An 11,473-nucleotide genomic window follows, 5' to 3' on the forward strand; every position below is an offset into this window, starting at 1 on the left:
ACCCGTACACGTAAGCCCCTTGACGAACCGGCCCCCATGCGGCCGACAGCAGGAGGAACCCCATGAAGACCTACCAGCCGACGCTCTTCGTCGGCCTGGGCGGGACCGGTGGCCTGGTGGGCGCCGAGCTCGAACGCAGGCTGCGCGTCGATCTGTGCGGCCCCGACGGCACGGCTCTCCAGCACATCGGCGGCCTCGCCCCCTACCAGCTGCCCGACCATCTCCAGTTCGTGTACGCGGACTTCAGCGAGTCCGACCTCCGCCGGCTGCCCCAGTTCAACGTGGACTCCTCGCTGCGCGCCGCGTACGCCCGTACCTCGCGGGCCACCCACAACCTGCTGCCGAACTTCGACAGTTCGCCGGAAGTGACGCAGATGCTGCGGGCGAGCCTGCGCGACGAGGTCGCCGGCTGGCTGCCGCCGCAGGACTCCGAGCCGCGCGTCACCCCGCTGCGCAACGGCGCCGGGCAGCTCCCCACGGTGGGGCGCGCCGCGCTCTTCGCCACCCTGCGGCACTCCCTCCAGCCGGTCCTGGAACCCCTCCTCCACGCGATCGACGCCATCGCCAAGTCCGGCGGCTCCGTGAGCGGGGCGGGCGGCGGGCGGGTCACGGGCTGCGATGTCTTCGTCGCGTTCTCGGTCGCGGGCGGCACCGGGGCCGGGATCTTCCTGGACTACCTCCACCTGATCAACGACGCGTTCAAGCGGCGCAAGTTCGACGGCGTGAAGATCTACCCGCTGGTCGTCATGCCGTCCTCGTTCCCCGCCTCGACCGGTGGTGGGCGCGAGGCGGACCTCAACGCCGCACGGGCGCTGGTCGACCTGTTCCGGCTGGTCGACGGGCAGAACGCGCCGACCGCCGGCACGGAGATCGGCGACCTCGACCACGACAGCAGCCTCGGCATCCGCTACCCCGGCACCGTCCCGGTCCGGCTGCGCACCGGCATCCTGCCGACCGCGTTCCTGTTCAGCCCGACCGCGGGCATTCGCCAGGACGACCTGCGCCGCTCCATCGTCTCGCTGGTGATGTCGCTGATCGGCACCGAACTGGGCGACAGCCGCTCCCGCGGCCGGTCGATGGCGGCCGACGACGACTTCCAGACCTTCGCCGCCAGCTTCATCAACCGGGGCGTGCACCGCAGCGCCCTCTCCCCCACCGGCATCGGCCGGCAGGGCGTCTCGACCAGTCTCGTCGCCTCGATGACCGCCCCCATGGACCAGCTGGCCGACCTGGTGGCCGGGCGGCTGCTGCGGGTGGCCGTCACCGAGCTGGCGGAGCGGCCGCGCGGCACTGCGAAGGACGACACGCTCCCGCTGATCCGCCGGCTCTTCGCCGACTCCCACCTCGACGAGCTGTGGGAGCGCAAGCAGCTGCCCGTCGAGGACCCCCAGCCGCTGCCCCGCGGCGGCAAGGCGATCGAGGAGGCGCTCAACCAGCGCGTCGGGGACATGCAGCGGCTCCTCTCCGAGCTCCGGTCCCTCGCCGACCGGCAGGCCGCCGCGATGGCCGCCCGGTTCAGCCCGCGCCCGGCGGTCGACAACCTCCTCCAGAGCGTCGACCCGTTCCTCGCCGAACGCCTGGTCCGGGGCGTCCCGGACAGCGAGGACGAGATCACCCGGCTCGGCTTCCTCGGCATGCTCGCCGCCCGGGCCCGCTCCCCGAAGCGGCCGGGGGGAGTCAGCGACCAGCCGCCCAAGGTGCCGCGGATCAAGGGCCGGATCGCGGGGATGTCCCCGGCCCGGTGGGGCGACGACGACGTACGGGCCGCGCTCCAGGCGCAGGACAGCTGGTACCGCTGGCGCTGCCGCGCCGTGTGGCACGAGGCCTGGCGCGAGCAGCAGCAGCGCTGGCAGCCGCAGGCGGACACCGCGGGCGCCGACCTCGGGCGGCTGGTCAACGCCTTCCGCAAGCAGGCCGACCAGGAACGCAAGCTCGCCGACCACAAGCGCCAGGAGCTGTACGAGGAGCGGACCGGCATCTCCTACCTGCTGCCGCCGCAGCGCACGCTCAACCACTTCTACGAGGACGTCATCACCCGGCTCGTCCGCGGGGAGGGGCTCCGCGAGAGCGACGACGAGGCGTCGCTGCTGCTGCGCCTGATCGACGGGGACACCTGGCGGAGCGTCCACGCGCAGAGCCACCGCAACCCCGACGGGGCGGTGGCCGCCGTCAAGGCCCGGCTGGAGGGTCGGATCACCCGGCTGTTCGCCGAGAGCGGGGCGCAGTTGGAGGAGCGGCCGCTGCTGCCCTCCATGAGCACGCTGCTGGCGGCCGCCGCCGGTGACGCCGACGCCACCGACCAGGTCAGCAAGGAGGCGCTGGACCTGTTCAGCCGCAAGCTCGCCGGTCTGCTGCCGGTCGGGTTCACCCCGGAGGGCACCGGGCCGCTCCAGGTCCTCGTCACCCACCCGCGGGTCCAGGCGGTGGAGGAGGTGCAGGAGTACCTGGCCAAGGCGGTGCACCTGCCCGCCGACGCGAAGCAGCCGGTCGAGTACCGGGGGGTGGAGAGCGACTCGATCACCGTCGTCCTCTTCCGCAGCGAGATGAGCCTCACCCAGGTGCCGGAGGCCCGCAACGTGCTGCGCCAGTGGGCCAGGGCCAAGGACGACGAGCAGGCCCAGGACGTGCTGCGCTGGCGGCAGCGGCTCGGCTACGAGGACGACTGGATGATCAGCAGCGAGGAGGACCGGCGCACCATCCTGCACCGCCTGCTCTGCTGCATGTGGAACGGCCAGGTGGACGTCCTGGACGGCGAGAGCGCCTCGCCCTCCCGGGTGCGGCTGCGGCTGTTCCCGGGCGAGGGGGCCGACATCCCCGGCGTACGGCTGCGGCTCGGGGACTTCCCCGGCGGCATCTCCAGCTGGTCGGAGCTGCTGCGCGCCTACGAACGCTGGATCGTGCTGGACGACGAGCGGACCGTGGAGGACTACTGCAAGAAGCTGATGTCGGCCCAGCCCACCGGGCTCGCCCGGGCAGGCACCGCGCCGCACCCGATGTTCACCGAGTTCGTCGAACGCGTCGCCCCGCGCCAGCTGGAGCTCCTGGAGGAGCGCCGGGAGCGCGGCGGACCGCGCGTGGACGGCTGGATCCGGCCGCTGTGGGAGTTCTGGGCGGTGACCCTGCCGGCGGCGCTGGACATGGAGTTCGGCGACCAGCGCGCGATCCAGCCCACGCTGCGGACCCTGCTGGAGCATGTACGCGGCGGCTCGCCGGTACCGCCCCGGTCCCGGCCCGCCGCCACGGAGCGCCGGCGGCCGGCGGCGGACGAGGACGACTGGGGGACGTCGGGGCCGGTGTCGGCCCCGGCCCCCGTCCCGGCCCCGGTCACGGACGCGCGGGGGCGGGATGAGCGCCTGCCCGGGCCGCGGAGCGGGGGGTACGACGGGACGCGGGAGGAGCGATACGAACGCGAGGAGCGGTACGGCTCCGACGCGCCTCGCGCCGACGACCGGTTCGCCGACGACCGGTTCACCGATGCCCCGTTCACCGACGACCCGTTCACCGGAAACCGGCCCTCCGACCCCCGCTTCGGCGGAGACGGCTCCGGCCGTGACCCGTACGCGGACGACGACGCCTCCGGGCCGCGCTCCTTCCGGAACGGGAGCGCACAGTGACGTTCCCCGAGAGCACCACCGCCGTCGTCCACATCGACCTGCGCACCGGCGCCCCCTCCCTGACCACCGCGCAGGCCGTACGCGACCGGGTCGCCGAGCAACTCGGCCGGGCCGGGCTCCCGGAGCCGGACTACCCGTTGCTCCTGGTCACCGACACCCCGGCCGGACTGACCGGCCACCAGCTCCAGTACGAGCTCCTCTCCAACTACCGGGCCGTGGGCGACACCCGGATCCTGGTGCTGCTGGTGGGCAGCTCCCCCGGTTCGTACGCCGGCGGGGAGGAGGCGTACGGGCCGGACCGCCGGCTGGTGCGCCCCGCCACCCTGCGGGCGTCCACGATCGGCCTGGTGTGGGCCGGTGATCTCCGCTCCGCCCGGACCGCTCTGGAGCGGCCCGAGCCGGACGACCCCGCCTCGCTGGCCGTCCTGGTGGACCTCCTGTCGGTCCCGGACGTCTTCGTCCGGGTCCTGGAGGACCTCGGCGGGCTGCCCGACTCCGTCGCCGCGCCCGGCGTCCAGCTGCTGGAGCAGGACCTGCCGCCCGAGGTCAGGGACCGGGCCTGGCGGGACGCGCTGAGCCGGTTCGCGGGCGAGGACGGCGGGGGCGCGAGCCCGGTGACCCTGCCCCCGGCCGCCCGGCTGCCCGAACCGCTGGGGGCGCTCGTCTCCGGCCGCGAGGGCCGCCCCCACGGGCACCGGCAGCCGAACGGCCCGGCGGACCTCGCGCACCGGACGTGCGCGGAGTCCCTGGACCGCGTCGACGACGACCTCGTGGCGCTGCGGGCCCTCCCCGGTCTGCTGAGCCCCGCGCGGCGGGAGGCCCTGGAGTCGGACCTGGACCAGGCGCGCGGCCACCTGGACGAGTTCCGCGCCCTGGTGGAGCGGGCGCTCCAGGGCAGCGGCAGCGGTGCGGCCGCGGAGGCCGCCGCCCGGCTCGGCGCGCTCGGGCTGCGGGTGCCCCCGGCCGAGAGCGCGGGCGAGCGGGTCGGGGAGGGCCTGCGCGAGCTGGCGCGCACGCTGCTGGACGAGGGGCTGGCGCTGCGGTCGGTGGCCCAGCACTTCACCGCGCTGGCCGGACGCGTCGAGCCGGTCCCCGGCACCGCCCTGCTCCACCGGCTCGACGACCACTCCGAGGAGGCGGTGCACCGCGGTTCGGCCACGGAGTACGCCGCCCCGCCCCGGACCCCGGCCGCGCCCCTGGTCCTGGCGGGCGCGGCGGGTGGGCTGGGCGGCCTGTGGCAGGGGGCCCTCCTCCCGCTCGCCCTCGTGGTGCCGGTGGTGTTCGTCGCCGTCGCCATGTGGGGTGCGCGCAGGCTCCGTACGGGCCGCCGGACCGCCCGGTGGACAGTCGGCCCCCGGGTCGCCGCCGTCGCCGGGGCGGTGGCCGGGGCCGCAGCCGCGTACGCCACCGCCCCGCCGGCCTGGCTCGGCGTGACCGGTCTGCTGGCCGGTCTCGGCCTCACCGCCGAGGCCGTCCGCCGGCTCTGGCGGGGCGTGGCCACGTCCTGGGCGGCAGGTCGCGGCACGACCGCGCTGCGTACCGCGCTGGACGGACTCGACGCCCTGCTGGCGGAGTTGGTGCGCGAGCACTGGGCGGCGGAGGAGCGGCTGTACTGCGCCGACGCCGCCCGCTCGGTGGCCGGGATGCTGCGGGCGACCGCGGCGGCGGCCGATGCCCAGGCCGTACCGGAGCCGGCGGCTCCGGCGGGGGCGAGCGCCTCCGGTCCGTACGGGGACGAGGACTGGCTCTCCGCCCCCTCCGCGCTGGAGGACCCGGGCGCCGAAACCGCTCACGACGGGGCGGACGACGGCGACTGGGCCGCCGCCTACACCTGGGAGAGCGGCCCGTCCGAAGACCGGGACGACGCGTTCGCCGCACCGGCCCCGGAGAACCCGTACGCCGCACCGGCCCCGGCCGACCCGTACGCCACCTCTGCCCCTGACAACCCGTACGCCACCCCAGCCCCGGACGACCCGTTCGCCGCCCCCGCCCCGAAGGCCGCATCGGCGGACGCCGCCCCCTGGGAGGAGACCGCCGCCCGCACCCCGCGCTGGCTCGACCGGGAGATCGGTGAGGGCGGGCCGGACCTGGTCGCCACGCTCGCCGGGGACCTCCGCGCCACCGTGATGGTCGCCATGAAGCCGTACTGGGGCGCCGTCGAACGCGGTCAGGCCGGGGCCCTCGCCGTACGGCGGACCGAGGAACGGGTCCGGGACGTCCTCTCCGACGCCCGCCACCACCTGTGGCACAACGGGGTGCTGGCCCCGCCGCGCCACCCGGCCGAACACCGCGCCCGCACCTCCGCGGCCGGGCTCCTGGGCACCGACTCCCTGCGGGTCGCCGAACTCATGGGGCAGGACGCGGACGGGCAGGCCGTGGTCCAGCTCTCCTCGCCGGAGCAGGGGTCCCTCCTCAGCCGGGACCCGGAGGCCGCCCGGTGGATCCCGTTCGCCCCGAGGACCCTCCAGGGCGAGGTGGAGACGGCCTGGCACAAGAACGGTTCGCCGCCGCCCGACGGGGCGCTCTGGACCTCCTCCGGGAGGTACGCGGGGCTCATCCGGCTGACCCCGCTGCGGATGGGCGTGGTCGACACGGTCCTGCCGAGGCAGAGCAGAGGCGGCAGCACCCGGCCCGACCACCCCGACGACTCCGACCACACCGATGGCGCTCGCGGCACCTACAGCAGCGCCGGAACCGAGACCGGAGGGGACGAAGGGTGGTGACCGCCTCGCACACCGGCCGGGCGGAACCGGCGGGCGCCCGGAGCCCGTACCTCACGTTCACCGAACCCTCCGGCCGCCGCCGCACCGCCCCGGCCCGCTTCGGCAAGCCCTCACGCCGCGATCCGGCGCTGCCGCAGGGCGTCCGCAACGGGCTGCTCGACGACCAGGGGCAGCAGTGCGTCCAGGTCTTCCTGCCGGCGGCCGAGGCCGCCAACCCGGCGGCCCGCGCCCTGCTGGACACCGAGGCGGGCACCGCGCTCCAGCTCGCCCGGGCCCTGGAGAACACGGCGTACGCGCGCCTGTTCCCCACGCTCATCGGCTACGAACTCGACACCGCCGAGCCGTTCCTGCTGTACGCGGCCCCGCGCGGCATCCCCGCCGGACGCACCCATGTGATGTCCGCGACCGACCAGCGGGTCTTCGCCCGGGATCTGACGCTGGCCCTGTGCCTGCTGGACGGCCAGGGCCTCGTGCCGCGCGGCGTCTCCCCCGCCACGGTTCTCTGGGACGGCGCGTCGGTGCAGCTCTGGGGGCTGGAGGGGGTCGCCCGCGCCGGGCGGCCCCGGACGCCGTGGGGCCGGGCCCCGTACTGCTCGCCCGAACAGCAGCGGGGCGAGGGCCTCGTGGACGCGCGGGACGCGGTGTGGTCCGCCGCCCAGGTGCTCTACCAACTGGTGACGGGGCGCCCGGGCCCGGCCGACCGCGCCCCCGCCGACCTCGCCCAGCACCGGGTGCTGGCCGGGACGCTCCCCGGTGCCTTCGCCCCCACGGCCGGGGCCCGCCCCTCCCCCGCCACGCTCCTGGAGCTCCTGGCCCCCGGGGAGGCGGGGCGCGTCGCGCTCACGGCAGCGGCGGACGGGGCGCGCCCGCACCAGGAGGCGTACGCCCAGGCGCTGCGCGCCAAACGGCGGGCGGCACCGGCCCCCGGGGAGGAGGCCGAGGAGGAGAAGGCCCACGGCGAGGTGCTCTGCCCGTACTGCCTGGAGGGCATCCAGCTCGACCTGGGCAGGCTGTTCGTCCCGGACGACCGGATGCAGTACCAGCCGCTGGACCTGTCCCGGATCACCAACCCCGTACGCCGCGAGGACGTCATGCGGGGCGCGGTGCAGCAGTGCACCGCCGACCCGGACTTTCCCGAGCACCACATCCCGGTGCCCTACCTCACCCACGGGCGGCCCCTGACGGTCGCCATGATCGGCCAGTCCAGCACCGGCAAGAGCCACCTGCTGACGCAGATGATCGCCGAGATCACCGACGGCGGCCTGGACCCCCACGGGGTGGGCTGGCAGTCCGTCAGCCCCGAACAGCACGCCCGTTTCGTACGGGAGCGGGTGCAGCCGCTCCGCGGCGGCCAGGTGCTCGACCACACCGGCGGGGTGGGCCTGGACGGCTTCGCCCGCTTCGTGGAGTCGCTGCTGCTCACCGACGCGCGCGGGCGGGTGCGGCCGGTCGCGTTCTTCGACCTCGGCGGCGAGGACCTCGTCCGGACCGACGGGGCGCTGCGCTTCCTGCTCGGGATCGACGCCCTCGTCTTCGTCGTGGACCCGGCGCTCGCCCTGCCGCTGCCCCAGCTCGACGAGGCCAGGCGGCGCGTCGGCAGCCAGGTGGACCGGGACGGCGACGCGGCCTTCGGCACCGTGCTGGACCGGCTGCCGCGCAAGGGCCCGTACCTGGAGACACCGGCCGCGATGGTGCTCGGCAAGTCCGACCTGCTCCGGTTCCAGCCGCCGGTCGACCGCTGGCTGGGCGAGGGCCGGCCCGCCGCGCTCGGCCCGGACCACTTCCTGGAGGAGAGCGGGGACGTCTACGCGTTCCTGCGCCAGTACGCCGGGCAGGCCTGGCTGCGCCCCTTCGACGCGTTCCGCCGGTGCACCCTGCACATCGCCTCCGCCACCGGGGGCCAGGAGAACCTGGGGCGCTTCCCGGCGGGTACGGGACCGCGCCGGGTGCTGGAACCGCTGCTGTCGCTGCTGGCGATGCACGGGATCATCGAGGCGCCCGGGGGCGCCGCATCATTCGGCGTGGGAAGGGAAGCGCAGTGAACGACGCCCTCGATCAGGTGGTCTTCCGCTGGGACGGCAACCAGGGCCGCTCCAGTACGGGCATGGCGGCGGTGGCCCACTCCTGCCCCCCGGAACACGCCGACGCCCTCGGCCGCGAACTCGGCCCGCTCCTGTGGGTATCGGGCCCCTCCCCCCGCCCGAGCAGCGTCCGGGTCCGCTCCCGGTCCGGCGCGACCCTGCTCGTCCAGCGGTGGCCGGTCACGGACCGGGGCGGCCGGCCCAGCACGGCCTGCCAGGTGCTGATCGGCGACGGCAACACGCTGAACCCCAGGTGGTGCCTGGGCCTCGGCGGCACCGCGTGGAGCGACCCCACCACCGCCGGGACGGCATCGGGCCGCTTGCCGGTCCTCGACAGCGCCCAGCTCGGAGCGGCGGCGAAACACCAGCTCACCGCCATGACGGAGCAGCTGCCCTCGGTACGGGAGCCGCTCGTCACCGTCGTAGCGGAGTGGCTGCGCGCCCCCGGCCGACGGCTCTCCCTCCTCGCCGAGGAGGACACCCTGCCCGGCTGGCCCCAGCAGAACACGGCGCCCCTGCTCTACCTGGGGCTGCTGTCGCTCTTCGGCAACTGGACCGGCCAGGACTGGAGTTACGCCACCTACGACACCGAGGACACCCATCCGCTGCGCCTCACCTGCGTGCCCCGGTGGTCCTCCCAGGCCGCGGGCTCCGGGGCGCCGGGCCGTATCCGGCTACGGCTCCCCGCCGAGCCGGACATCGAGGCCCGGGCGGCGATGGAGATGGTCGACTACATGCTGGCCCGCCCCGGCGCGCGCCCGGGAGTGCCGCATCTGGCCGGTGAGCTGACCCACGGGGCCCGCATGGACCGGCGGGACCGCCGGGAGGCACTGCGCCGAATGCTGGACACCGGCCACCGGCCGGTCCAGCAACCACCGGCACCGCGCATGGAGGCACCGGCACCGCAGGCGTCGGAACCGCAGGCGCAGCAACCTCCGAACCACCAGGACCACAAGGAGCGGCAAGACCACCAGGAGCGACAGGAGCGGCAGCAGCGGCAGGAGCGGCAGGAGCGTCAGCCGGACCCCCACACCAGACAGCAACTCCAGTACCTCCTCACCGAGTTGCTGCACCATCAGCGCGCCGACACCGCAGGTGCCACGCGCCTGGCCGCCCGCCTCCAGGACCTCCCGGACCGCCCCCTGCTGACCCTCCTGGGCGCCGAGGACCTGCCCTGGGCCTCCCTGGACCTCCTCCTCACCGAGCTGGGCCACTCCGGCCGCCTGCGCATCCGCGACGACGAGACCGCGCACGATCTCTGCACCGAGGTGCTGCGGAACAACCTCTACGTCAGACAGCACCGCCGGCACCCGGCGGACAGCCCGTCGGTGGCGGAGATGCGCGAACGGGCGGGCGACCTCTTCTCCTGGGCGGTCGCCCCGCTCGTACGGGACCCCCGCCACACCCTCGACCTGGGCGAACTGCTCAACCTCATGGTCCTGGAAGGCCGCACGACCGGCCAGGACCAGCTGCGCCGGATCCTGGTCTCACCGCCGGGCGGCCGGGCCCCGGACCTGCCTCCGCAGCTCTGGCAGCAGGTGGTGAAGGCCTTGCTCGCCCCCACACCTGCCCCGGCCCCGTCCTCGCCCCCTCCACCGTCCCCTCCGCCGCCTCCCCCACCGCTCCCCGCCGCGTACGCCCCGGCCTCGCCGATGCCTACGCCCCCGCCTCCGCCCCCGACCCCGCCCTCACAGCAAGAAGAGGAGCGGGAGGGGAGCCGCTTCCAGTTCCCCGAGGTCTCCGAACTCGTCTACCAGACCTGGTTCATCATCACGGTCGCCGCCCTGGGCCTGACCGGCGCGGTCATCACCCTCACGGCGATCGTGATCAACTGACCCCCACCGCCCGCCGATCCGTGATCCGCCCCGTCACGTCCGCGTCCAGGTGGGCCGTCCCCTCCGTGCCGCTCACCGTGACGCGCACTCTCGGCCCCACCCCGGCGCCGCCGCCCGGGGTGACGTCGATGCGCCAGCTGTCGGCCTCGCGGACACCCAGGGTGGCGCGGGCCTCACGGACCAGGCCGGGGAGGAGTTCGTACGGGAGGGACGGGAGGTGGACCGTCTCGGCGAGCGGGCGGGCGGAGTCGCCGCGCACGGCCATGCGGTGGTCCTCGATGCGGAGGGAGGTGACGTACGCGCTGTCCACCCGGGCCTCCAGCTCCATCGCGGTCACCCGCATCCGCCCGAAGGTGAGCAGGGAGGAGGAGGGCCCGGAGACGGTGGTGGAGGTGGAGAACGTACGGGAGGCGGACGAGGACGAGGCGGACGAGGACTCCTTCGCCGCGCCCCCGCCGGCGTCCCCGGACGCGAACAGCTCCCCCCGGAAGGACAGCACCACCAGCGCCGCCCCCGCCAGCAACCCGACCAGCACCAGCAGGCACCACGCCCCCGCGCCTCCGTCCGGGTCCCTCACCAGGGTGGACTCGGGCGCGGAGTCGATCTCCGCCTCCTCGGCCCGGCGGCTCCACTCGGGGGTCGGCCGGGTGACGATCCGTACGTCCCAGGGCTTCTCCGGGTGGTACTCCACGACCGCGATCCCGCGTGGCCGGTAGGCGGGGATGTCGACCAGGTTGATGGACTGGCTGATCTTCACGCGGTAGGCAGGCCGCTCGTCCTCCGGCTCCGGTGCCACGGTCAGCCGGAACGTCACCGGCACGTCGGCTGTTTCGCCGCCCGTGGCCCGCAGGTCCTCGATCCGGGCCAGGGCGGTCCGGCGGGCCGGTGGCGCGTCGCTCCCCGCGCCCCGCCGCCCACCGAGAAAGGCGAGCAGGACCAGGAGAGCCAGGACCCCGCCCCCGGTGGCGAGGACGGGCACGTCCTTGAGGATCACGCCGACGACGAGGGCGGCGAGCGCCGCGCCGATCACCGCCGAGACGACCGTCAGGCGAAGGGCGACCAGGACCCGCCCGACACCCGAACGCCTTTGCTCCACAGGCCCGTTGAGTTCACCCGAATACCGCTGCCCCGTCATCCCCATGACGGCGATTGTGCCGCTCGGGGGAACAACGGGGCAGGGGACGGAAGAAGAACGGTAGGAGCAGTTCAGGACGAGGAGG

The 11,473-nt window shown here is 75.1% G+C and carries 5 protein-coding genes; 4 read left to right on the top strand and 1 reads right to left on the bottom strand.

Annotated elements, in window-relative coordinates:
• Positions 1 to 62: 62 nt before the first annotated feature.
• The 4 genes from R2B67_RS17020 to R2B67_RS17035 are packed head-to-tail and all read left to right on the top strand — an operon-like array spanning position 63 to position 10,253.
• A complete protein-coding gene (locus R2B67_RS17020) occupies positions 63 to 3,614 on the top strand; it encodes a tubulin-like doman-containing protein (protein WP_317819253.1) in 3,552 nt (1,183 codons plus the stop codon).
• On the top strand, positions 3,611 to 6,337 hold the full coding sequence (locus tag R2B67_RS17025; protein ID WP_317819254.1) for a hypothetical protein: 2,727 nt from the start codon (positions 3,611 to 3,613) through the stop codon (positions 6,335 to 6,337). Before R2B67_RS17020 ends, R2B67_RS17025 begins: the two co-directional genes overlap by 4 nt.
• Positions 6,334 to 8,379, top strand: coding sequence for a hypothetical protein (locus R2B67_RS17030; RefSeq protein ID WP_317819255.1), 2,046 nt, complete (start codon positions 6,334 to 6,336; stop codon positions 8,377 to 8,379). The genes R2B67_RS17025 and R2B67_RS17030 overlap by 4 nt, the downstream gene beginning before the upstream one ends.
• Positions 8,376 to 10,253 (top strand): hypothetical protein, encoded by a 1,878-nt coding sequence (locus R2B67_RS17035; RefSeq protein WP_317819256.1) that lies wholly within the window; start codon positions 8,376 to 8,378, stop codon positions 10,251 to 10,253. Before R2B67_RS17030 ends, R2B67_RS17035 begins: the two co-directional genes overlap by 4 nt.
• On the opposite strand, the gene R2B67_RS17040 is transcribed toward R2B67_RS17035, so the two are convergent.
• Positions 10,246 to 11,394, bottom strand: coding sequence for a hypothetical protein (locus tag R2B67_RS17040; RefSeq protein ID WP_317819257.1), 1,149 nt, complete (start codon positions 11,392 to 11,394; stop codon positions 10,246 to 10,248). The genes R2B67_RS17035 and R2B67_RS17040 overlap by 8 nt on opposite strands.
• Between the last annotated feature and the right edge of the window lie 79 nt (positions 11,395 to 11,473).

Source organism: Streptomyces cyaneofuscatus (assembly GCF_033109485.1).
Taxonomy (GTDB): domain Bacteria; phylum Actinomycetota; class Actinomycetes; order Streptomycetales; family Streptomycetaceae; genus Streptomyces; species Streptomyces cyaneofuscatus.

Excerpts from the sequence above, each read along its gene's own strand:
- R2B67_RS17020 (WP_317819253.1), top strand. The coding sequence starts at position 63 with ATGAAGACCTACCAGCCGACGCTCTTCGTCGGCCTGGGCGGGACCGGT.
- R2B67_RS17040 (WP_317819257.1), bottom strand. The coding sequence starts at position 11,394 with ATGGGGATGACGGGGCAGCGGTATTCGGGTGAACTCAACGGGCCTGTG.